At 71.3% G+C, this 21,385-nt stretch carries 23 protein-coding genes; 15 read left to right on the top strand and 8 right to left on the bottom strand.

Annotation, left to right across the window (positions count from 1 at the left end):
* The first annotated feature begins 2 nt into the window (after positions 1–2).
* Positions 3–1,412: a glutamate--tRNA ligase gene (gene gltX / locus HH310_RS17425; protein WP_169176618.1), complete on the top strand. Its 1,410-nt coding sequence runs from the start codon at positions 3–5 to the stop codon at positions 1,410–1,412.
* A 317-nt stretch (positions 1,413–1,729) separates the two neighbouring features.
* Complete coding sequence (locus tag HH310_RS17420; RefSeq protein WP_211192253.1) at positions 1,730–2,398, top strand: hypothetical protein; 669 nt, start codon at positions 1,730–1,732, stop codon at positions 2,396–2,398.
* A gap of 10 nt (positions 2,399–2,408) precedes the next feature.
* On the opposite strand, the gene HH310_RS17415 is transcribed toward HH310_RS17420, so the two are convergent.
* Genes HH310_RS17415 through HH310_RS17405 form a run of 3 tightly spaced genes read right to left on the bottom strand, consistent with a single transcriptional unit; the run spans position 2,409 to position 4,274 of the window.
* Positions 2,409–3,167, bottom strand: a complete 759-nt coding sequence (locus tag HH310_RS17415; RefSeq protein WP_169176617.1) for a hypothetical protein — start codon at positions 3,165–3,167, stop codon at positions 2,409–2,411.
* Positions 3,164–3,679: an RNA polymerase sigma factor gene (locus HH310_RS17410; protein WP_169176616.1), complete on the bottom strand. Its 516-nt coding sequence runs from the start codon at positions 3,677–3,679 to the stop codon at positions 3,164–3,166. The genes HH310_RS17415 and HH310_RS17410 overlap by 4 nt, the downstream gene beginning before the upstream one ends.
* A 46-nt stretch (positions 3,680–3,725) precedes the next feature.
* Positions 3,726–4,274, bottom strand: a complete 549-nt coding sequence (locus HH310_RS17405) for a TetR/AcrR family transcriptional regulator (RefSeq protein WP_169176615.1) — start codon at positions 4,272–4,274, stop codon at positions 3,726–3,728.
* Positions 4,275–4,748: 474 nt separating this feature from the next.
* Between HH310_RS17405 and HH310_RS17395 the strand changes: the two genes are divergently transcribed.
* The 6 genes from HH310_RS17395 (at position 4,749) to HH310_RS17370 (ending at position 11,215) form a co-directional block, all read left to right on the top strand.
* Complete coding sequence (locus tag HH310_RS17395) at positions 4,749–5,945, top strand: helix-turn-helix domain-containing protein (RefSeq protein WP_169176613.1); 1,197 nt, start codon at positions 4,749–4,751, stop codon at positions 5,943–5,945.
* A gap of 165 nt (positions 5,946–6,110) precedes the next feature.
* A complete protein-coding gene (locus HH310_RS17390) occupies positions 6,111–7,283 on the top strand; it encodes an acyltransferase domain-containing protein (protein ID WP_169176612.1) in 1,173 nt (390 codons plus the stop codon).
* Positions 7,284–7,308: 25 nt separating this feature from the next.
* On the top strand, positions 7,309–8,259 hold the full coding sequence (locus HH310_RS17385; RefSeq protein ID WP_169176611.1) for a beta-ketoacyl-ACP synthase III: 951 nt from the start codon (positions 7,309–7,311) through the stop codon (positions 8,257–8,259).
* Between the two features lie 52 nt (positions 8,260–8,311).
* Complete coding sequence (locus HH310_RS17380) at positions 8,312–8,554, top strand: acyl carrier protein (protein WP_169176610.1); 243 nt, start codon at positions 8,312–8,314, stop codon at positions 8,552–8,554.
* A 1-nt stretch (position 8,555) separates the two neighbouring features.
* On the top strand, positions 8,556–9,782 hold the full coding sequence (gene fabF, locus HH310_RS17375; RefSeq protein WP_169176609.1) for a beta-ketoacyl-ACP synthase II: 1,227 nt from the start codon (positions 8,556–8,558) through the stop codon (positions 9,780–9,782).
* A 14-nt stretch (positions 9,783–9,796) separates the two neighbouring features.
* On the top strand, positions 9,797–11,215 hold the full coding sequence (locus tag HH310_RS17370; RefSeq protein WP_312034157.1) for a carboxyl transferase domain-containing protein: 1,419 nt from the start codon (positions 9,797–9,799) through the stop codon (positions 11,213–11,215).
* Positions 11,216–11,261: 46 nt separating this feature from the next.
* Here the strand turns inward: HH310_RS17370 and HH310_RS17365 are convergent, their stop codons facing one another.
* Complete coding sequence (locus HH310_RS17365; protein ID WP_169176608.1) at positions 11,262–11,753, bottom strand: DUF3145 domain-containing protein; 492 nt, start codon at positions 11,751–11,753, stop codon at positions 11,262–11,264.
* A 233-nt stretch (positions 11,754–11,986) separates the two neighbouring features.
* Here HH310_RS17365 and HH310_RS17360 point away from each other — a divergent pair, with 233 nt between their 5' ends.
* Positions 11,987–12,313 (top strand): hypothetical protein, encoded by a 327-nt coding sequence (locus HH310_RS17360; RefSeq protein WP_169176607.1) that lies wholly within the window; start codon positions 11,987–11,989, stop codon positions 12,311–12,313.
* 63 nt (positions 12,314–12,376) lie between these two features.
* On the opposite strand, the gene HH310_RS17355 is transcribed toward HH310_RS17360, so the two are convergent.
* On the bottom strand, positions 12,377–12,997 hold the full coding sequence (locus tag HH310_RS17355; RefSeq protein WP_169176606.1) for a carbonic anhydrase: 621 nt from the start codon (positions 12,995–12,997) through the stop codon (positions 12,377–12,379).
* A 134-nt stretch (positions 12,998–13,131) separates the two neighbouring features.
* Between HH310_RS17355 and HH310_RS17350 the strand changes: the two genes are divergently transcribed.
* Entirely contained in the window at positions 13,132–14,046 is a 915-nt protein-coding gene (locus tag HH310_RS17350) for an alpha/beta fold hydrolase (protein ID WP_169176605.1), read from the top strand.
* 52 nt (positions 14,047–14,098) lie between these two features.
* Here HH310_RS17350 and HH310_RS17345 read toward each other — a convergent pair whose 3' ends face one another.
* Positions 14,099–14,560: an SRPBCC family protein gene (locus tag HH310_RS17345; RefSeq protein ID WP_169176604.1), complete on the bottom strand. Its 462-nt coding sequence runs from the start codon at positions 14,558–14,560 to the stop codon at positions 14,099–14,101.
* Positions 14,557–14,889 carry a metalloregulator ArsR/SmtB family transcription factor gene (locus tag HH310_RS17340; RefSeq protein WP_312034156.1) on the bottom strand — a complete coding sequence of 111 codons (333 nt, stop codon included), beginning with the start codon at positions 14,887–14,889 and terminating at the stop codon, positions 14,557–14,559. The genes HH310_RS17345 and HH310_RS17340 overlap by 4 nt, the downstream gene beginning before the upstream one ends.
* A gap of 158 nt (positions 14,890–15,047) precedes the next feature.
* Here HH310_RS17340 and HH310_RS17335 point away from each other — a divergent pair, with 158 nt between their 5' ends.
* Positions 15,048–17,168, top strand: a complete 2,121-nt coding sequence (locus HH310_RS17335) for an AAA family ATPase (protein WP_169176603.1) — start codon at positions 15,048–15,050, stop codon at positions 17,166–17,168.
* On the opposite strand, the gene HH310_RS17330 is transcribed toward HH310_RS17335, so the two are convergent.
* Positions 17,165–18,073 (bottom strand): SMP-30/gluconolactonase/LRE family protein, encoded by a 909-nt coding sequence (locus tag HH310_RS17330; protein ID WP_169176602.1) that lies wholly within the window; start codon positions 18,071–18,073, stop codon positions 17,165–17,167. The two genes, HH310_RS17335 and HH310_RS17330, sit on opposite strands and share 4 nt — an antisense overlap.
* A 120-nt stretch (positions 18,074–18,193) precedes the next feature.
* Here HH310_RS17330 and HH310_RS17325 point away from each other — a divergent pair, with 120 nt between their 5' ends.
* The 4 genes from HH310_RS17325 (at position 18,194) to surE (ending at position 21,376) form a co-directional block, all read left to right on the top strand.
* Complete coding sequence (locus HH310_RS17325; RefSeq protein WP_169176601.1) at positions 18,194–19,105, top strand: cation diffusion facilitator family transporter; 912 nt, start codon at positions 18,194–18,196, stop codon at positions 19,103–19,105.
* A gap of 121 nt (positions 19,106–19,226) precedes the next feature.
* Positions 19,227–19,535: a hypothetical protein gene (locus tag HH310_RS17320; RefSeq protein WP_169176600.1), complete on the top strand. Its 309-nt coding sequence runs from the start codon at positions 19,227–19,229 to the stop codon at positions 19,533–19,535.
* Positions 19,536–19,604: 69 nt separating this feature from the next.
* The gene (locus HH310_RS17315) at positions 19,605–20,534 is read left to right on the top strand and encodes a 1-phosphofructokinase family hexose kinase (protein WP_248294103.1); all 930 of its coding nucleotides are present in this window, start codon (positions 19,605–19,607) and stop codon (positions 20,532–20,534) included.
* The gene (gene surE, locus HH310_RS17310) at positions 20,534–21,376 is read left to right on the top strand and encodes a 5'/3'-nucleotidase SurE (RefSeq protein WP_169176599.1); all 843 of its coding nucleotides are present in this window, start codon (positions 20,534–20,536) and stop codon (positions 21,374–21,376) included. Before HH310_RS17315 ends, surE begins: the two co-directional genes overlap by 1 nt.
* Positions 21,377–21,385: the final 9 nt, after the last annotated feature.

Below are 21,385 nucleotides of genomic sequence, written 5' to 3'. Positions count from 1 at the left end.
GGGTGACTGTTCGCGTACGCTTCGCCCCCTCCCCGACCGGCATGTTCCACGTCGGCGGTGCCCGCACGGCCCTGCAGAACTGGATCTACGCCAAGCAGCACGACGGCGTGTTCGTCCTGCGGATCGAGGACACCGACGCCGCTCGCAACCGTCCCGAGTGGACCGAGGGCATCATCTCGGCGCTCGACTGGCTCGGCATCGAGCGCGGGACGTATGAGGGTCCGTACTTCCAGTCCGCCTACGCCGACGACCAGAAGGCCGCAGCGACCCGCCTGTTCGGCGAGGGCCGGGCGTATTACTGCGACTGCAAGCGCGAGGACGTCATCGCCCGCACCGGGGATTCACACAAGGGCTACGACGGGTTCTGCCGCGACCGCGGGCTCGGCCCGGGCGAGGGACGAGCCTTGCGATTCCGTACGCCGGACGAAGGCGTCACCGTGGTCGAGGACCTGCTGCGCGGCAAGCCCACGTTCGAGAACAAGTTGATGGAAGACTTCGTCATCGCGCGCAGCGACGGCTCGCCGGTGTTCCTGCTGGCCAACGTCGTGGACGACATGAGCATGGGCATCAACCACGTGATCCGGGCCGAGGAGCACCTGCCCAACACGCCCAAGCAGGTGCTGCTGTGGGAGGCGCTGGGTCACACCCCGCCGGTCTGGGCACACGTGCCGGTCATCGTCAACGAGAAGCGGCAGAAGCTGTCCAAGCGCCGCGACAAGGTGGCCCTCGAGTCGTACCGCGACGAGGGATATCTGGCCGCCGCGATGAAGAACTACCTGATGCTGCTCGGCTGGGCGCCGTCCGGCGACCGCGAGATCGTGCCGTGGGACGTGATCGAGACCGAGTACAGCCTCGAGGACGTCAACCACGCGTCCGCGTTCTTCGACATCAAGAAGCTGCGCGCGTTCAACGGCGACTACATCCGGGCCCTCTCGGTCGAGGAGTTCATCCAGATGTGCACGCCGTGGCTGACCGGGACGGACACGATCCCCGCCCCGCCGTGGGACCCGTCTTCCTTCGACGCACAGGCGTTCACCGCGGTGGCGCCGCTCGCGCAGACCCGCATCGCGGTGCTGTCCGAGATCGTGGACTATGTGGACTTCCTGTTCCTCGACGAGCCGGTCATCGACGACGCGTCCTGGGCCAAGGCCATGAAGGGTGACGCCGCCGAGATCCTGGAGGCGACCGCCGCCGCGTACGAGGCGCTCGGCGAGTGGTCCACCGAGCCGTTGAAGGCCGCGGTCGAGGAGATCGGCATGGCCCGCGAGATGAAGCTCGGCAAGACGCAGGCGCCGATCCGCGTCGCCGTCACCGGGCGCTCGATCGGACTGCCCCTGTTCGAGTCCATCGAGGTCCTCGGGCGGGAGCGGACGCTGCGCCGGCTGCGCGCAGCGCGGGCCAAGCTGGTCTGACTCTGACCCTGCATATCCGCCTTTTACCGTATTTGGGGCCCGGCTGGCCATCGCCAACCGTCATTCCGGTAACGAAATCCGCCGGGGAGGTGACCGGGCCCCCAACGTGTCGACAGGACTAGGTACTATTCGGCCGCTGATCAACGGCCATTGTCGTCATCGGTCATCCCCAGATGGCTTCAATTCGTCCGGCGATAGATGCGTCCGGACGTGCGTCCGGGAAGGCTGAAACCCGTCGGCCGCGCCGCGAATCCACCATCGCGGACCGGTCGGCGATGTGCGAAGCCATGTCCACCACGGGGCGGGGAGGCCGGACGATGGTTCGAGGGTCGATCACACGGTTGGTGTCGGCGGCGGGCACGCTGGCGATCGCCGCCGCGCTCGCGGTCGGCCTCGCGCCCGGCACCGCCCAGGCCGCGCCGAAGCCCGTCGCGAAGCCGACCGCCATCTACATCACCGGCAACGACCTGCCCGACAAGATCGTCATCCAGCAGCAGAGCCAGAGCCGGCTGTTCGACTCGATGCTGAGCGAGGTCAGCTGGATGGCGACCCCGCCGAAGGGCCAGACCACCAAACCGAAGCCGGACAAGCTCGGTCCGAAGTACGTGCTGACCGTGCTGAACAAGACGGCGCCGCTGCAGGTCTACGAGCTGTACCCGTTAGCCGCCGGCGGTCCCCGGGCGCACCGCCCGGCCGCGCAGCCCAGCGGGAAGAAGGCCGACGCCTGGTTCTACGGCCGGCTCACCATGCCGGGCGCGCTGCGGGTCAGCGGCGCCCCGCTGCAGACCAAGCCGGACGTGGTGGCCGGCGGCATCGGCGGCGGCGGCCTCGGCCAGAACGTGGACAGCGACGAGCTCGACCCGGTCGCCGGGATGAACACGTTCCTCGACCAGATGCGCCGGCTGCTGCTGCTCAACGGCGCGGTCCTGGTGGCGATCCTGACCGGACTGGCCGGCATCGCGTTCCTCATCCGTCGCAAGATCTAGGGCGCCGGAACTAAGGCACCGGCACGGCGAAGTCGGGGCAGCCGTCGCCGCAGTGCTCGGCGGCGAACGCGTCGAACAGCCGCTCGTCGGTGGCCACCCTCTCGACCTGCTTGCCGGTCAGGGCGGGCTTGCCCCGCTTCGCGCCGATGTCGCGTTCCCCCGCCGCCATCACCGCGAGCGCCCGGCCGTCCCGGTGCGCGATGGTCTGGTGCACCTGCCGGTCCGGGTCGTGCTCGTCGTCGTAGCGGACGTAATCGATGCCCGACGACGTCCGCTCGGCGCGCGCGCAGCGGCTCGGAGCGGCCAGCACCGGGAAGCAGAGGTCGCCCTCGACCCGGTAGATTGCCACCCGCACGATCCCCCGCCGGATGCCGTCGGCGTCGCGCACCGGGTACTCGCGCCAGCCGTCGCCGAGCTCGCCGGCCAGCACGTGCATACCCCGCTCGCCGACCGCCGGCCCCACCACCGCGCGCACCGAGTCCCTTGTGGGCGACGGTGACGGGGTGGGGGCCGAGGCCGTGATGATCGGCGGCGCGGCCATCGACGGCGCGACGCGGTCCGCGGGCTCGCGGCGCGGCAGCAGCGCCGAGGTCAGCACGAAGCCGGCCGCCACCACCGCGGCCACGGCGACCGCGCCCGAGGCGAGCAGCATCCGGGTGCGCCGCCGGTGCAGCCGGTCGGCCCGGCGGAACACCGCGTCCACCTCGTCGGCCAGCGGCGGTTCGCCGGCCAGGACGGGTTCGAGCAGCTCGCTCAGCCGCACGTTCATCCGGCCGTCCAGGCCTGCAGGCCCTGCTCCGACTCGATGAGCAGCTTCTCCAGCGCGGCCATGCCGGCCCGCTCGTACGCCTCGACCCGCTCGTCGTCCAGGTCGAGCATCGCCCCGGTGGCGTCCGTGTCGAAGCCGTCCCAGTGGCGCAGCACCAGCACCGCCCGGCAGCGCGGCGCCAGCTTGTGCAGCGCGTCCAGCACCAGGATCGACTCGGCGGCGACGCCACCACCGGTCGCGGACGCCACGAAGACATGCTCCCGGCGCCGGTTGCGGCGGCGGCAGGCCTCCATCAGCTGCGCGTACGCGTAGACGTCCGGGTCGGCCACGACACCACGCCGGGTATCAGCCACCACGCGCGCCAGGCAGGCCCGGGTCAGCTCGGTGGCCTGCTCCCAGTCGCCGCACATCAGGAACGCCGAACGGCGCATCTGCGGGAGGCGCGCGGCCACGAGCTCGCGCAGGGCCTCCTCGTCGGTGAGCTCGTCGGTGAGCTCAGCGTGGCGGGACATGGTCCCTTTATAGGTGGCGGATCCGGACGAGACGGGCGGAACGCGATCAGCCGACCCGAACGGCGACCTCGATGAGGCGTACGAGGTCGGCCAGATCCGCCTCGAACTCCTGCTCGGCCGACTCGGCCGCGGCATCGTCGGTGGGCAGGCCGCCGGTTACCTCACCGGTCGCGTAGCCCAGCAGGAACGCCAGCAGCATCCGGGCCATCCGCGGGATCCGTTCGTGCGGCAGACCGGCGTCGTGCAGCACCCCGCGTAACGCCGCGATCAGCCAGGACGAACCCGCCGCGGACCGGTTGAGCAGCAGCGGGAACGCGCCCGGATGCCGGGCCGCGAGAGCGCGCACGGCCCGGCCCAGGGCGCGTAACCGGGGCCGCCAGTCCATCTCGGCGGCGGCCACCTGCGCGCCCAGTTCCAGGTGCAGGAGGTCGACCAGGCCGTCGAGCAGGGCATCCTTACCCCCGACGTACGGGTAGAGGGCCATCGAGGTGAGCCCGACCCGCTCGGCCACGGCGCGCATCGACATCGCGGCGAGGCCACGCTCGTCCACGAGTGCCAGCGCCTGGTCGAGAATCAGGCGTCTCTTGTCGTCCACCGCATCACCGGCTCACCCACGCGGGTTCAGCACCATCGCCCCGGCGGCCGTCCGCGCCCGGCGGCTCGGCGCCGTGGGCGGACCGCCCCGTGGAGATGGGCTCCGGCCCAGCCACGCAGCTCCGTCCGGCAGCCGACCCGGCTCGGGCCCGGTACTTCCGGCTCATCGTCGCCCGGCGAGAGGGCCTGAGTGTCCTCGTGGGCGGGCTCTTCGTCAGCGCACAGCGACGCCTCGTCCCGGTCCGGCATATCTCGCCTCCCCTCACCCCTAAGCTGCCTGGGCAGCTCTGTCGCGGTCTTTCATCGGCAGCCCCGGACCCGGTCTTACCCATTCCCGGGGATCCCCGGACGACACACTGCCAGGTCACCGACCGGAATCGCGGGAGGGGCTCACCGCTACTCCCGGCAAATGTCGTAAAGCGGTCAAAAGGGTTCGAGTGTCGGCGTACCGGCGGCGGCATGGCACCCTGGGGTCGTGTCCGCCCCGTCAAAGCCCCCACGTGCGGCAAAGCCCCCGCTCGCCGCGACCCTGCGCCGTGTCGAGCGCAGCGCCGGCGCGCTGGCCACCTCCGCGGTGGCCCGGATGGACGAGACACTTCCGTGGTTCCGTGCCCTGCCGGCCGATCAACGGTCGTGGGTGACGCTTGTCGCACAGGCCGGCGTGCGCTCGCTGGTCGAGTGGCTGCGCTCGGGCGGCACCGCCGTCGCCTCCTCGCAGGAGATCTCCGACGAGGTGTTCGCGGCGGCCCCCCGCGCGCTGGCACGGTCGATCACGCTGACCCAGACCGTCCAGCTCATCAAGGTCACCATCGACGTGGCCGAGTCCCGGGTCGACGAGCTCGCCGCGGCCGGCGAGGAGGAGGCGTTACTGCAGGCCATCCTCAAGTACAGCCGGGAGATCGCCTTCTCGGCGGCCCGGGTGTACGCCCGTGCGGCCGAGTCGCGGGGCGCCTGGGATGCCCGGTTGCAGGCCCTGCTGGTCGACGCGCTGTTGCGGGGCGACTCGTCGGACGTGCTGGCCAGCCGGGCCGCGGCGCTGGGCTGGGCGGACGCACCGCCGGTCGCGGTGGTGGTGGGCCGCTCCCCGGGCGGCGACATCACCGCGGTGCTGCACGCCGTCTATCGCGCGGCACGGCGCGCCCGGATCGAGGTGATCGGCGGCGTGCACGGCGACCGGCTGGTCGTGGTGATGGGCGGCGCGGCCGACCCGGTGGCCACGGCCGGTGCGCTCGCGGTCAGCTTCGGCGAGGGCCCGGTGGTGGTCGGGCCGGCGGTCCCGTCGCTCGACCAGGCCACCGAGTCGGCGCGCGCGGCATTGGCCGGCTTCCGGGCGGCCAGCGCCTGGCTCGGGGCGCCCTCGCCGGTGTCCGCCGACGACCTGTTGCCCGAGCGGGTGCTGGCCGGCGACATGGAGGCGCGCCGGCGGTTGCGGCACGACGCGTACGGCGCGCTGGTCCGGGCCGGCGGCGGGCTGATCGAGACGCTGGACGCGTTCTTCGCCAACGGCGGCGTGCTGGAGAGTGCCGCGCGCGAGCTTTTCGTGCACCCGAACACCGTGCGGTACCGGCTGAAACGGATCTCCGAAGTGACCGGACTGTCGCCCCTGGACGGTCGCGACGCGTACGCGCTGAGGCTGGCGATGACCATCGGCCGGCTCGATCCTGCGACATAAGTCACGTTCAATTCTGAATGGTCGTTCACACGAGACCGCTGCCACAAATGCGGCCAAAGTGGGACGAGTGACGGGGGGTGTTGTAGGGTTCCCACAACCCGCGTCGTAGGGTTTCGTATACGTCGCCTAGCCCACAACGCCTTCACATCCGGGAGAGTCAGAGACGTGCTCGCCGTACTCTCCCCCGGCCAGGGTTCACAGAAGCCTGGCTTCCTCATCCCCTGGCTTGATCTTCCCGGCGTCGATGCCCGGCTGAGGTGGTGGTCCGCCCTCGCCGGCGTCGACCTCGTCCACCTCGGCACCAAGGCCGACGCCGACGAGATCAAGGACACCGCTCGTACCCAGCCGCTGCTGGTCGCCGCCGCACTGCTGGCCGCCGGCCAGTTACCGCTGTACGACGTCGGCCTGGTCGCCGGGCACAGCGTCGGCGAGCTTAGCGCGGCCGCGCTGGCCGGGGTGCTCCCCGCCGAGGCCGCCGTCGCGCTGGCCGGCGTGCGGGGCCGCGAGATGGCCGCCGCCTGCGCCCTCGAACCGACCGGCATGAGCGCGATCCTCGGCGGCGACCCGGACGAGGTGCTCACCGTCATCGAACGCCACGGGCTGTACCCCGCGAACCGCAACGGCGCCGGTCAGGTCGTCGCGGCCGGTTCGCTGGACGCGCTGGCCAAGCTGGCCGCCGACCCGCCGGCCAAGGCCCGGATCATCGCGCTGCAGGTGGCCGGCGCGTTCCACACGCCGTACATGGCTCCGGCCGAGGAGGCGCTCGGCGCGATCGCCGACGGCGTCACCGTCGCCGACGCGCAGCGCATCCTGCTGTCGAACCTGGACGGCTCCGCCGTGGCGCACGGCCGGGAGATGCTGCAGCGCCTGGTCCGCCAGGTCACCGCGCCGGTCCGCTGGGACCTGGTGATGCGCACGCTGAAGGACCTCAACGTCACCGGCGTCATCGAGCTGCCCCCGGCGGGCACCCTCGCCGGTCTGGTCAAGCGCGAGCTCAAGGGCGAGGGTGCGCCCGAGATCGTCACCCTGAACACGCCCGACGACCTGCCCGCGGCGCGCGACCTGATCGCCCGTCACGGCGTCACCCCCAGTCTCGAGCAGGGTCCGCAGTTCCGCGTCGTGGTGGCGGCCAGCGCCGGCACCTTCCGCCCGGCCGACGGCCTGGACGAGGGCCACGACGTGCGGTCCGGACAGGTCATCGGCCACGTCGTGACCCGGCAAGGTGACATCGAGGTCACCGCGCACGCGGCGGGCGCACTCACCGAGTGGCTCGCCAGCTCCGACGACCCGGTCGCCCCGGGCCAGCCGGTCGCCCGCATCGGCGGGCACCCCCAGTGAACTTCACATCCCCAGGAGAGCGCAGATGAGCGCGGGTTCCCGCATCATCGCGATGGGCCACTACCAGCCCGCGCGAATCGTCACGAATGATGCCCTGGCCAGCACGATCGACACCAACGACGCGTGGATCAAGGACCGGGTCGGCATCGCCGAGCGGCGCATCGCCGAAACCGAGTCGGTCGCCGACATGGCCACGTACGCGGCCGAGAAGGCGCTGGCCGACTCGGGCCTGAGCGCCGCCGACATCGACATGGTCGCGGTGGCCACCTGTTCCTCGGCCGACCGCTGCCCGAACGTGGCCACCCGGGTCGCCGCGCGCCTCGGCATCACCGCCCCGGCCGCGTTCGACCTGAACACCGCGTGCTCCGGCTTCTCCTACGCGCTGGGCACCGCCGACCACGCGATCCGGGCCGGCGCGGCGCGCAACGCCCTGGTGATCGGCGCCGAGAAGCTGTCCGACCTGACCGACTGGACCGACCGCACCACCGCCGTGCTCTTCGGTGACGGCGCCGGCGCCGCCGTGGTCACCGGCGTCGCCGACGGTGAGCAGGCCGGGATCGGACCGGTACTGTGGGGTTCAACCCCTGACAAGGGCGACGCGTTGCGGATCGAGGGCTGGCGGCCCTACATCCAGCAGGAAGGCCAGACCGTCTTCCGCTGGGCGACGACCGCGCTCGCGCCGTTCGCCCTCGAAGCGTGCGCGAAGGCCGGCGTGGACCCGTCGGAGCTCGCGGCCTTCGTCCCGCACCAGGCCAACACCCGGATCATCGACGGCATCGTGAAGCGCCTGGGCCTGAGCCCCGACGCCGTCGTGGCGAAGGACCTCGTCGAGTCGGGCAACACCTCCGCGGCGAGCATCCCCCTGGCCCTGTCCAAGCTGCTCGAGCGCGGCGAGGTGCCCTCCGGCGCCCCGGTTCTGCTCTTCGGCTTCGGCGGCGGCCTCACCTACGCCGGTCAGGTCGTCCGCGTTCCCTGATCGGGCACCTGACCAACGCGAAACCCCACCATCGAGAGGAAGCACTAGAAAAATGGCAACTCGCGAAGAGATCACTTCCGGCCTCGCCGAGATCCTCGAAGAGGTCGCCGGGGTCAACCCGGACGACGTCGCCGAGGACAAGTCCTTCACCGACGACCTGGACGTCGACTCGCTGTCCATGGTCGAGGTCGTGGTGGCGGCCGAGGAGAAGTTCGGCGTCAAGATCCCGGACAACGAGGTACAGAACCTCAAGACCGTCGGCGACGCCGTCTCCTACATCGAGGCGAACGCCTGACATGAGCATTCCTGACGTCGTCGTCACAGGGCTCGGCGCGACGACCCCGCTGGGCGGGGACGTCGCGTCCACCTGGGACGCCATGCTCAACGGCCGCTCCGGGGTGAGTCCGCTCACCCAGGAGTGGGCGAAGCAGCTCCCGGTCCGCATCGCCGCCCAGCTCGAGGTCGAACCGTCCGAGGTCATCGACCGGGTCAAGATGCGCCGCCTGGACCGCTCCGAGGCGCTGGCCCTGGTCGCCGCGAGGCAGGCCTGGGCGGACGCCGGCCTGACGGACGTGGAACTCGACAAGGAGCGCCTCGCGGTCAGCTTCGGCAGCGGCATCGGCGGCGCCCTCACCCTGCTCGGCCAGGACGACATCCTGGAGCAGTCGGGACCGCGGCGGGTCAGCCCGCACACCATCCCGATGCTGATGCCCAACGGCCCGGCCGCCTGGGTCGGCATCGACCTGGGTGCCCAGGCCGGTGTGCACGCCATGGCCAGCGCCTGTGCGACCGGCGCCGAGGCCATGGCACTCGCCCTGGACATCATCCGCTCCGGCCGGGCCGACGTGGTCGTGGCCGGCGGCACCGAAGCGGTCATCCACCCGCTGCCCATCGCCGGATTCGCCTCGATGCGGGCCATGTCGACCCGCAACGACGAGCCGGAGAGGGCGTCGCGCCCGTGGGACAAGAACCGCGACGGATTCGTCTTCGGTGAGGGTGCCGGGGCGCTGGTGCTGGAGAGGGCCGACCACGCCGCCGCCCGCGGCGCACGCGTCTACGCCCGCCTGGCCGGTGCCGGCATCACCTCGGACGGGTACGACATCGTGCAGCCCGACCCGGAGTGCAAGGGCGGCATCCGCGCGATGAGCCGCGCGATCCGCGACGCCGGTCTGACCGGTGCGGACATCGTGCACGTCAACGCGCACGCGACGTCGACCCCGGCCGGCGACATGGGTGAGATCCTCGGCATCAAGGCCGCCGTCGGCACCCACCCCGTGATCACCTCGACCAAGTCCATGTCCGGCCACCTGCTCGGTGCCGCCGGCGCGCTCGAGTCGATCGCGACCATCCTGGCCATCCGGGACAGCGTGGTTCCCCCCACGATCAACCTGGACGACCCGGACGAGCGGCTCGACCTGGACGTGGCGGCCCACAAGTCACGTCAGCTGGACATTCCCGCGGCCATGAACAACTCGTTCGGATTCGGCGGCCACAACGTGGCGCTGATCTTCACCCGCGCGTGAGTTTGGAGAACGTCGTGACCACCACCTCATCCGGGACCGACACGGACGTCGACTACCGAGATCCGGAACTGCGGCTGCGCAACCTGTTCGATCAGGGCACGCTGCGGCTACTCATCCCGCGCGACGACGCCGGCGTGCTCTACGCGCGCGGCGAGATCGACGGCACCCCCGCCGTCGCCTTCGCCACGGACGGCACCCGCATGGGCGGTGCCCTGGGCATCGAGGGATGTCAGCACATCGTCGAGGCGATCGACCTCGCGGTGCGCGAGCGCGTCCCGGTACTGGGACTCTGGCACTCCGGCGGCGCGCGGCTGGCCGAAGGCGTCACCGCGCTCGACGGGGTCGGCCAGATCTTCGCGGCCATGGTCCGGGCGTCCGGGCGCGTACCGCAGATCTCCGTGGTGCTCGGCCCGGCGGCCGGCGGCGCGGCGTACGGCCCGGCGCTGACCGACATCGTCATCATGAGCAAGGCCGGCCGGATCTTCGTGACCGGGCCGGAGGTCGTCCGCAGCGTCACCGGTGAACAGGTCGACATGGAGCGGCTGGGCGGCCCCGAGCCGCACGGCCGTCGTTCCGGCGTCGTCCACATCACCACCAAGGACGACGAGACGGCGATGTCCGAGGCGCGCAAGCTCACCGGGCTGCTCGGCCACCAGGGCCGGCTCACCCCGGAGGACGTGCACGACGACACCGCCGGGCACGACCTGGGTGCGCTCATCCCGGCCGAGGCGAACCGCGCGTACGACGTCAAGCCCGTCGTGAAGGCGCTGCTCGACGAGCCGGGCGTGGAACTGCACGCGAAGTGGGCGCCGAACGTGGTCACCACGCTGGGCCGCTTCGGCGGCCGCACGGTCGGCGTGATCGCGAACAACCCGCTGCGTCTGGGCGGCTGCCTCGACTCGGCCAGTGCCGAGAAGGCGGCCCGCTTCGTGCGCATGTGCGACGCGTTCGGGGTGCCGCTGATCGTGCTGGTGGACGTTCCCGGTTACCTGCCCGGTCTGGGCCAGGAGTGGGACGGTGTGGTGCGCCGCGGCGCCAAGCTGCTGCACGCCTTCGCCGAGGCGGTGATCCCGCGGGTCACGCTGGTGACGCGCAAGTCGTTCGGTGGCGCGTACATCGCGATGAACTCCCGGGCGCTCGGCGCCACGGCGGTGTTCGCCTGGCCGAACGCCGAGATCGCGGTGATGGGCGCGAGCGCCGCGGTGAACATCCTGCACCGCAAGAAGCTCGCGGCCGCCCCGGCCGAGGAGCGCGAGGCCGTGCGCGAGCGCCTGATCCAGGAGCAGACGCAGATCGCCGGCGGTGTCGGCCGGGCCCTCGAGATCGGCGTGGTCGACGACATGATCAAGCCCGAGGACACCCGCCGCCGTCTCGCCGAGGCCCTGGCCGCGGCACCGGCGGCCCACGGGGCACATGGAAACATCCCGCTGTAAACCGCAATGGACGGACGCCCGGCCGGTCGGCCGGGCGTTCGTTGTTTCAGCCCACCCGAGTGAGCAAAGTGACCGGAGCGCCGTCGCCGGCGTACCGGTAGGGCTCCAATTCGGCGTCCCACGCCGTGCCGAGCGCCTTCTCCAGCGCGTGCGAGAGCGCCTCGGGCGCCCGCGCGGACTCCATGATGGTCCGTAGCCGGTCCTCGCCGATCTGGATGTCGCCGGACGCGCCCATCACCCCGTGGAACAGCCCGCGGCCCGGCACGTGCATGAAGCGCTCGCCGTCGATCCCGGGACTGGGCTCCTCGGTTACCTCGAAACGGACCATGGGCCACTGCCGTAGGGCAGCAGCCAGTTCCGCGCCGGTACCGGCGCGCCCGGTCCAGCTGCACTCGGCCCGCCGCATGCCGGGATCAACCGGCTGGGCGGTCCACTGCAGGTTGACCGGCGCTGTCAGTACGCGCGCGATCGCCCACTCGACGTGCTGACACACGGCGAGCGGGGTCGAGTGGACGTATACGACGCCACACGTTGGCACGGTGACCTCCCGGAGACCGAGGTGCGTCTTCCCCTACGACCTCGACCGCGGTTGATCGTGTCCCATGATGCCGGGTGGTGCGGATGATGCGCCAGAGAATCGGCAACATCGACATCGGAACGGCCGTAGTGGCACATCCTCTTCAACGGCCGGACCTGCTCGGACGGCACGGTCCACCAGGCATCGTGTAGAGTTACTACGGCCTTTTTTCTGCTTTCTCAAGGAGTACCGCCGTGGCGAGCAACACCTCAAAGACCGCCCGCGCATCAGTCCGCGCCGGCCAGGGAACGGGCGGCGCCCTCAGCGTGCTCGGTGAGTACAAATACCTGATTCCCCTCGCCAACGGCCGCTTCGCCTACGTGCGGAACCTGACCAACGGCAAGACCGCGCACCTCAAGACCGACTCCGACGCCTTCGTCGAGGAGATCCGGGTGCTGGCGGCCGCCGGGCACGGTGCCAAGATCCGCGCCGAGCTCGAGGCGCTCAACGCCGCCAGCCCGGAGGACGGCTGGTCCGCCACCGAGAAGCGCCTCGTCGACGCCGGTGTCTTCGAGGGCTGACCGCCCGTACGCACGACAAAGGCGCCTCCGAATCGGAGGCGCCTTTTTCGCACCCAGTGGTGATCAGGGCAAAAGATCCACCGAGCCGGTGTCCAGGTCGTAGACCGCGCCCACCACGTCGACCCGGCCGGTCGCGACGGCGTCGGCCACCACGTCGATCCCGCGCATCCGGCGGACCGTGCGGCCCACGTGCGCGCGCATCGCCTTGTCCGGCGCGTCCGGGTCGTCGACGCCCACCGCCCGGACGGCCGGGGCGATCTCGTCGACCAGGTACCCGATGTCGCCGGGCGGGTGCTCGTCGGTGCGCAGCGCGTTGACGGTGGCCGCCACCGCGCCGCACCGCTTGTGGCCGAGCACCATCACCAGCGGCACGTCCAGCTTGTCCACGGCGAAGCCGACCGACCCCAGCACCGCCCGGTCGACGACGTGCGCGCCGGACCGGACCACGCAAATCGACCCGAACGTCTGGTCGAAGATCGCCTCGAGCGGGACCCGCGAGTCGATGCAGCCCACGACGACGGCGTGCGGTTGCTGACCACCGGAGGCGGCGGCCGCGGCGGAGACCCGGTGCCCGTGCTCGGGACGGCCGGTCACGAAGCGCTTGTTGCCGGCGACCAGTTCGGCCAGCGCGTCCGCGGCGGAGACGATGGGCGGCGACGGGCTGGCTCCGGGGTGCGTGGTCATGTGAACGATTCTCGTCGAGGCGCCCTTCGTGGACAGCCACCGCGCGCCAAGTCATTTGTGTTGGCAACATCACTACCGGCGAGTAATGATTAACGCCCGGGGTACCACGGGGGCCTTGACGCGCGGAGGTGCCCATGACCGAGCGGTCCGAGCTCACCGTTCCCGACGGCGTGCGCCTGCGGGTCGAGACCCATGGGCCGGCCGACGCACCGGTGACCGTCGTGCTGCTGCACGGCTGGTGCCTGGACCGGCACACCTGGCATCACCAGATCGCGGCGCTGCGCCCGCTGGGCTGCCGGATCATCACCTACGACGCCCGCGGGCACGGCGGCTCCAGCGCCACCACGCTGTCGTCGGCCACCCTCGACCGGCTCGGCGACGATCTCTCCGAGGTCATCCGGCGGTACGCCCCGACCGGCCCGATCGTGCTGGCCGGCCACTCGATGGGCGGCATGGCGATCATGGAGTACGCGCACCGCCACGCCGCGGAGTTCACCGAGCGGGTCGCCGGGCTGGTGTTCGTCTCGACCTCCGCGGAAGGCACCACCCACACCCGGTACGGGCTGCCGCCGCGTCTCGCCGTGCTGCTGCGCCTGGGCGAGACCGTCGGTGCCGGCCTGCTCGCCCGGTCCGGGCCGTGGCGCCCGCACCGGGCCGTCATGCCGGCACTGCGGCCCGGCCTGCGCTGGTTACTCTTCGGCGACCGCTGCGAGGACGCGGCGCTGGAGATGACCATGCGATGTATCGGCCGGGCGTCGCTGCGGTCGATCGGCGGGTTCCGGCAGTCGATCGGGGCCCAGCAGCGCCTGGACACGCTCGCCGCGATCGGGGACGTGCCGGCCGCGGTCCTGGTGGGCGACCGCGACCGGCTGACCCCCACGGAGTGCTCCCGCTCGATCGCCGACGCGCTCCCCGGCGCCGCCCTGACGGTCCTGCCGGACGCCGGGCACATGCTGCCGATGGAACGCCACGAGGAGGTGTCCGCCATGTTGGCCAAAATCGTCAAAAAGGCGGCGAGGCCCTCGGCTCGGCTGGAAGAGGCGGCGTAGCGGGGGGCGAGGAATGCCGTCGGCCGACGCCGCGGCCCTCACGATCGCCCAGCTACGACGCGGCCAGGGACTTCGCCAGCGCGTCCATCAGCTGCTCGGTGCCCTGGCGGCGCTGCTCCGGGTTGTCCAGCCCGTCGAGGTAGACACCCTGCTCGACCAGGACGAAGTCGCTGCCGCCGCGGGCGCCACGGATCTCGATGGTGGCCACCGAGACCGAGATGCGCCGGTCGTTCATGCTCATCTCGTACGTGTAGACCATCCGCTCGTCCGGGACGACGTCGGTGTAGGTCGCGGTGAAGCCGATCCTCGTCCCGTCCTCGAGAACGGTGGTCATCCGTTCCCGGCCACCCTCGCGGAAGTCGAACTCCTCGTCCTCCCGCTTCAGTTCCTCGGGGCCGCCGAACCACTTGGCCTTGGCCGCCGGGTCGGCGAACGCCCGGAACACCCGCTCGGGGCCGGCGGCGAAATGGCGCTCGATGCGGAACGAGTCGTGCACGGTGGAACGCGTGGTCATGACGGATCTCCTTCGGTGTTGAGGAACGTCTCGAGGCGGTCGAGGCGGTGCTCCCAGCCGGACCGGCGGTCGGCGATCCACCGCTCGGCCTGCTGCAGCGCGGCCGGCTGCAGGCGGCACGTGCGGACCCGGCCGCTCTTCTCCGACCGGATCAGGCCGCTGTCCTCCAGGACCCGCAGGTGCTGCAGGACGGCGGGCAACGACATCGTCAGCGGCGCCGCCAGCTCCTTGACGGTGGCCGGGCCACGGCTGAGCCGGTCGACGATGGTGCGGCGACTGCCGTCGGCGAGGGCCGCGAACATCAGGTCGAGCGACGAATGGTTAGGCACTTGCTTAAGTATTCGCCGCACGCTGACCCTGTCAAGTGGTCAAAGCGGCCCGGAGGAGACGCAAGCCCGTCCAGGGGAGTAGGTTTTAGTGCTCCCTCTACCGCGAGCACGCAGCCAGAACGCGTGCACCGGGGCGCAGGAAAGAGAGAAACAGCGACTTGAGCGACGCCACCGTCCGGGAACAAGAGATCGCGGTCGAGCAGCAGCACGTGGATCGGGTCTACGCCCGGCTTGCCGAACTGCGCCGCGACGTCTCACGGGCCGAGAAGGAGGGCTACCGCCTGGCCGGCGTCGGCACCTTCGGCGCCTTGGTCGAGCGCGACGCCATGGTGTTCCACCAGGCTCGGCGCCGGCACGCGCTGGACACCGAGTACGAGGGCCTGGTCTTCGGCCGGCTCGACCACAACACCGGGGCCACCCACTACGTGGGCCGGATCGGCATCCGCGACGACGCCTCGCAGCCGCTGGTCGTGGACTGGCGCGCGCCCGCCGCCGCGGCCTTCTACCGGGCCACCGCCGCCGAGCCGCTCGGCGTCGTGCGCCGCCGCATGATCCAGTCCACCGGCGAGAAGGTCACCGGGATCGAGGACGACCTGCTCGACCCCGAGGCGGCACCGCCGGACATGCGGGTGGTCGGCGACGGCGCGCTGCTGGCCAGCCTCTCCAAGGCCACCGGGCGCGGCATGCGCGACATCGTGGCGACCATCCAGCGCGAGCAGGACGAGGCGATCCGCTCCCTGGCCTCCGGGGTCACGATCGTGACCGGCGGTCCCGGCACCGGCAAGACGGCGGTGGCGCTGCACCGCGCGGCGTACCTGCTGTATTCGGACCGCAACCGCTTCGCCGGCGGCGGCATCCTGGTGGTCGGCCCGTCCGGCGTCTTCGTGGAGTACATCGCCACCGTGCTGCCCGCGCTCGGCGAGGACACGGCGACGCTGCGTTCGCTGGGTTCGCTGGTCGCGGGATACGAGGCGAGCCGGGTCGATCCCGGGGACGTCGCCGCGATCAAGGGCTCGCTGCGCATCCGGCGGGTGCTGGAGCGGGCCTCGCACGACGCGGTCCCCGGCGCGCCGCAGGAGTTGCGCCTGCTCTACCGCGGCACGCTGCTGCAGTTGCAGAAGGGCGAGCTGGACCGGATCCGGCGCTCGGCGTTGCCGCGCGGCGCCCGGCGCAACGACGTCCGCGGCGCCGGTTTCGACCGCCTGTTCGACGCGCTCTGGGCGCAGGCCCGCCAGCAGCAGGTCACCGGCCTGCCGGAGAAGCGCGAGTTCGAGGCCGAGCTCGCCGACCGGACCGACTTCCGGGAGTTCCTCAAGCAGTGGTGGCCGCGTCTGACCCCGATGCGGGTGCTGCGCTGGTTCGCCGACCCGGCACGCCTACGGGCGTACGGGGAAGGGATCTTGTCGCGCGAGGAGATCGCCAAGCTCCAGGGGTCGTTCGACGCCCTGGGCGAGGCCGGGCCGACGATCGCGGACGTGGCGCTGCTGGACGAGCTGGACGAGCTGATGGGCCGGCCCCGGCAGGCCTCGAAGAAGACCAAAAACCCGTTCCACGTACGCGACGGGGTGCAAGAGGTCAGCACGTACGCGGATCGGCAGGCGGCGGCCCGTCCGCAGGTGCTGCGCGACGACGACTACCGCGACTACGCGCACGTGGTGGTGGACGAGTCGCAGGACGTCTCGCCGATGCAGTGGCGGATGATCGGCCGGCGCGGCCAGTACGCGTCCTGGACGATCGTGGGTGACCCGGCGCAGACCGCGTGGGCCGGCGACCCCGCCGAGCTGGAACGCGCTCAGGACCGTGCGCTGGGCTCCCGCAAGCGGCACAGCTTCGCGCTGACCACGAACTACCGCAACTCGTCGGAGATCTTCGCGGTGGCCGCCTCGGTGATCCACACGATCATGCCGGAGCTGCCGCTGCCGAACGCGGTCCGCAGCACCGGCGTGGACCCGGTCGATCTCGTCACCGACGCGGCCGGCCTGCCCGCGATGGTGCGCGAGGTGACCGAGAAGCAGCTGGCCGACGTCGACGGCACGATCGGGGTGATCACGCCGGTGCCGCGCCGGGACGAGATGGCCGAATGGGTGTCCGGGCTGCCGGAACGCGTGCAGGTGGTGACGGCGCTGGAGGCCAAGGGCATGGAGTACGACTCGGTGGTGCTGGTCGAGCCCGGATCCCTCACGAAGGACCGGTCCGGCATCCGCACCCTTTATGTCGCGCTCTCCCGGGCCACCCAGCGCCTGACCACGATCGGCACCGACCCCGGCTGGCACCCCTAGGGGATGCGAATGCGGACCACGTCGTAGGTGGTGGTGGGCGTCGCCGGGGTGGTGAAGCGGGCGTTCGGCAGGTAGAAGCGGTCGCCGGACTCGGCGATGGTGGTCGGGACGTCGAAGCGCGGATCGGTGGTGCGCGAGACGACCCGGCCGCTGGTGGCGTCCCGGCTCAGCTCGACCTGGGCGATCTGGTTGAGCCGGTTCTGCACCACGTAGAGCGAGTTCCGGCGCAACCACAGGCCGTCACCGTTCTCGACCGTCTGCCCGCCCAGGTCGATCTCCCGGGTCACGCCGGCGTACGTCGTACGGAAAAGCTTGCCGGTGTTGGATTGCACAACGATGAGCGCGCGCCCGTCCGGGGTGGCCGAGATGCCGTTGGCGTTGTTGCCCTCGGCCATCCGGAAGTCGCCGGTCAGCGGCACCCGCACGGCCGCGGCGGGCAGCTCGCCACGCTTGCCGAACGGCAGCTTGAACAGCACCTGGTTGGCCGAGTCGGTGAACCAGGCCGCGCCGCCGGTCAGGACGACGTCGTTGATGAAGGCGGTGCCGGTCTGCAGCCGGTACGCCTTGAGCAGCTTGCCCGACCGCACGTCGATCACCCGGGCGTCGCCGCCGCTGCCACCGGCGACGAACAGCCGGTCGCGCCCGTCCAGCTTGAGGCCGAGCGGCGGGGTGCCCGGGCCCTGGCTGAGCACCCGCCCCTCACCGGAGCGCAGGTTGAGACGGAAGATGTCGCCGTCGAGGCGGGAGCCGAGGTACGCGTACGGCGCGTCGGCGATGGCGATGCCCTCGGGCTGGAAACCTTGAGGCAGGCTGAGAGTGGAAGGGGAATGCGCGGCGGCCGGGGTCGCCGGCAGGGTCACGATGAGGACCGTGGAGATGACAATCGCAAGGGAGCGTCTGGACACGGAGTTGGTTCCTTCCAGGCGGATTTTGCTGTCATCGATTGAATACCGCGGGTAACGGCGTACGGTTCGCCTTGCACATATTGCGATGTGCGCATACATTGGCCGACGGAGGTTGAGAGCATGGGAGCCGGGCACGACCACGGGGCGCAGGCAGTGCGCGCGGGGGCGAGGCACCTCGGCCGCCTGTGGTGGTCGGCGGGGCTGCTCGCCGGCTTCATGGTGATCGAGGCGCTGGCCGCCGGGTTCACCGGCTCGCTCGCGCTGCTTTCCGACGCCGGCCACATGTTCACCGACCTGCTCGGCATCGCCATGGCCCTGGCCGCGATCACCGCGGCCGGCCGGGCCGCGACCGACTCGCACCGCACGTTCGGGCTGTACCGGCTCGAGGTGCTCGCCGCGCTGGCCAACGCGGTCCTGCTGACCCTGGTCGCGATCGTCGTGGTGGTCCAGGCGATCCGCCGGTTCACCGATCCGCCGGACGTCCCGGCCGGCGCGATCCTGGTCGTCGCGGTCGCCGGCCTGCTGGTCAATCTGATCGCCTTCGGGCTGCTGCGCTCCGGCGCCAAGGAGAGCATCAACATCCGCGGGGCGTACATCGAGGTGATCGGCGACCTGCTCGGCTCGGTCGGCGTCATCGTGGCGGCGGCGATCATCGGGCTGACCGGCTGGTCGTACGCGGACCCGATCGTCGCGGTGATCGTGGCGCTGATGATCCTGCCGCGCACGTTCGCGCTGGGCCGGTCCGCCGTCCGGATCCTGGTGCAGGCCGCCCCGGAGCACCTGGACATCACCGCCGTGCGCGCCCGGCTGGCCGCCGTCCCGGGCGTCTGCGACGTGCACGATCTGCACGTCTGGACGCTGACCTCGGGCATGGACGTGGCCTCGGCGCACCTGAGCCTGGAGCCGGCGGCCGAGCTCGGCAGCGTGCTGAGCACGGCCCGCGAGGCGCTGCACGAGGATTTCGACATCGATCACGCGACCCTGCAGGTGGAGCCGGTCAGCAGCGGCGGATGCACCCCGGCCAACTGGTGATTGTGGCGATCATCACAAAAAAGGTCCACTCTGGTCACACGGGTCACCGCGCGCGCGGACCTTCACCGGGGTAACCGTCCTGCGCCTACGCTGAGTGGCCATGCAGACACGGAGGGAAGCCATGACCACGGTCGTTCATCAGCCTCGCGTCGCTTGGGACGGTGCTCGCGCCTTCGTCAGCGCGGCCGGGAGCGCCCATTCGGACGACTTCGCGGCCAAGGTGCTGAACCGGCTCGGCAGCGCGGCGTACGGGGATTTCGCGGACACCCGGCACCGCCTGCTCACCGCGCTGGTGCAGACCGGCGGCGACCGGCACGCGAGCGACATCGAGACGGGCAAGTGGCGGGTCCGGCTGGAGGACCTGTTACGAAGCCGGCCCGAGCTGATCGAGACGGTGCGGGACCTGACGGCGGTGGCCCGAGAACTGTAAGCCGTAGAGCTCTGAGCCGTTTTCACGGTTCTGCTGCCTTTTGCAGCACTAAAAGCGACAATTCCGGATATGGGCGTCGCACGGGTAATGGTCTTCGCACCCGCACCTCAACTCACCGTGACCATCGAACAGCAGCACGAGGCACCAGAACTGCACGTTCATCCGGGCGGGCAGGGCATCTGGCAGACTCGGATGATCACCTCACTGGGTGCCGAGGTGACTCTCTGCACCGCGGTGGGCGGTGAGGTCGGCCGGGTGCTCAAACCCTTGCTCGACTTCAAGGGCGTCACGCTGCGCACGGTCCCCCGCGAGACCGGCAGCGGCTGGTATGTGCACGACCGGCGGGACGGCAGCCGCCACTCGATCGCCGAGCAGCCCGGCACCCCGCTGACCCGGCACGAGCTGGACGAGCTCTACAACCTGGCGCTCGCCGAGGGCCTGCGGGCCGGTGTCGCGGTGCTCAGCGGCCCGGCCCACCCCTCGGTGATCAAGCCGGACGTCTACCGGCGGCTGGCCGGCGACCTGCGGGCCAACGGCTGCAAGGTGATCGCCGATCTGTGCGGCAAGCACCTCGAGGCGGTTCTCGACGCCGGCCTGCACGTCATCAAGATCAGCCACGAGGAGCTGATCGCGGACGGGCTGGCCGCCGACGAGTCCGACGAGGCGCTCACCAAGGCCCTGCAGAAGCTGCACGACGACGGGGCCGAGTCGGCGCTGGTCTCGCGGGCGGACGCCGGGGCGCTGGCCCTGATCAACGAGGAGATCTACCGGGTCGGGGTGCCGCGGCTGACCGCGGCCGAGCACCGCGGCGCCGGCGACTCGATGACCGCCGGGGTGGCCGCGGTGCTGGCCCAGGGCGGCGACATGAGCCAGGCGGTCCGGACCGGCGCGGCCGCCGGCGCGCTGAACGTGACCCGGCACGGGCTCGGCACCGGACATTTCGACGCGGTTCAGGTGCTCACCGAGCGGGTCCAGCTCACCCCGATCGAGAAGGCGTGATGACGAGAATCCTGGTCACCAACGACGACGGCATCGACTCCCCCGGCCTGCGGTGGCTGGCTCGCTTCGCGGCCCGCGACGGCCACGACGTGGTGGTCGCGGCCCCCATCGCCGAGGCGAGCGGGAGCAGCGCCGCGATGACCGCGGTCGAGGAGCACGGAAAGATCATCCTGCATCGGCGCGAGCTGCCCGGGGCCAAGCACATTCCCGCGTACGCCGTCGCGGCCTCCCCGGCGTACATCGTGCTGCTGGCCCTGCGCGGCGCCTTCGGCGAGCTACCGCAGGTGATCTTCTCCGGGATCAACCGGGGCGCCAACGCCGGCGCCGCGGTGGTGCATTCGGGCACCGTGGGAGCCACGCTGACCGGTTCGTACGCGGGGTTGCACGGCCTGGCCGTCTCGCTGGACGTCCTCTCGCCACGGGCCGCCTCAGCCCGCAGCGGCGGCGCGGCCATCGCCGCCCTGGACCACGAGGACGACGAGAAGCGCCACTGGCCGAGCGCCGCCGAACTAGCCGTACGCCTGCTCCCGACGCTGCAGCACACCCCGCGTGGGACCGTTTTCAACCTGAATGTCCCAGATCTGCACCCGGACGGCATCCGCGGCCTGCGCCGGGCCGCCCTGGCCCAGTTCGGCCAGGTGCAGATGAGTATCGCCGAGGCGGGCGACGGCTTCGTCCGCACCGCCGTGCAGGCCGCCGACGAGGTGCTGGAGCCGGAGACGGACCTGGCCGCCCTGGCCGATCACTACGCCGTGGTGACGCCGATCCGCCCGCCGCACGAGATGCCCGAGGTCCGCTTCAACCTGGAAACCATCCCGGTGCACGCGTCAGCCCTGCAGTAGGCGGCCGGA

Source organism: Actinoplanes sp. TBRC 11911 (assembly GCF_012933445.1).
Classification (GTDB): domain Bacteria; phylum Actinomycetota; class Actinomycetes; order Mycobacteriales; family Micromonosporaceae; genus Actinoplanes.
This window is presented reverse-complemented; position numbering and strand designations above follow the sequence as displayed.

Bases quoted from the DNA above. Each gene is read 5' to 3' on its own strand.
- fabF (WP_169176609.1), top strand. From the start codon at position 8,556: ATGAGCATTCCTGACGTCGTCGTCACAGGGCTCGGCGCGACGACCCCG.
- HH310_RS17410 (WP_169176616.1), bottom strand. From the start codon at position 3,679: ATGTCCCGCCACGCTGAGCTCACCGACGAGCTCACCGACGAGGAGGCC.
- HH310_RS17380 (WP_169176610.1), top strand. From the start codon at position 8,312: ATGGCAACTCGCGAAGAGATCACTTCCGGCCTCGCCGAGATCCTCGAA.
- HH310_RS17355 (WP_169176606.1), bottom strand. From the start codon at position 12,997: ATGACCACGCACCCCGGAGCCAGCCCGTCGCCGCCCATCGTCTCCGCC.
- surE (WP_169176599.1), top strand. From the start codon at position 20,534: ATGACGAGAATCCTGGTCACCAACGACGACGGCATCGACTCCCCCGGC.
- HH310_RS17385 (WP_169176611.1), top strand. From the start codon at position 7,309: ATGAGCGCGGGTTCCCGCATCATCGCGATGGGCCACTACCAGCCCGCG.
- HH310_RS17325 (WP_169176601.1), top strand. From the start codon at position 18,194: ATGGGAGCCGGGCACGACCACGGGGCGCAGGCAGTGCGCGCGGGGGCG.
- HH310_RS17350 (WP_169176605.1), top strand. From the start codon at position 13,132: ATGACCGAGCGGTCCGAGCTCACCGTTCCCGACGGCGTGCGCCTGCGG.
- HH310_RS17415 (WP_169176617.1), bottom strand. From the start codon at position 3,167: ATGAACGTGCGGCTGAGCGAGCTGCTCGAACCCGTCCTGGCCGGCGAA.
- HH310_RS17315 (WP_248294103.1), top strand. From the start codon at position 19,605: ATGGGCGTCGCACGGGTAATGGTCTTCGCACCCGCACCTCAACTCACC.
- HH310_RS17320 (WP_169176600.1), top strand. From the start codon at position 19,227: ATGACCACGGTCGTTCATCAGCCTCGCGTCGCTTGGGACGGTGCTCGC.
- HH310_RS17420 (WP_211192253.1), top strand. From the start codon at position 1,730: ATGGTTCGAGGGTCGATCACACGGTTGGTGTCGGCGGCGGGCACGCTG.
- HH310_RS17345 (WP_169176604.1), bottom strand. From the start codon at position 14,560: ATGACCACGCGTTCCACCGTGCACGACTCGTTCCGCATCGAGCGCCAT.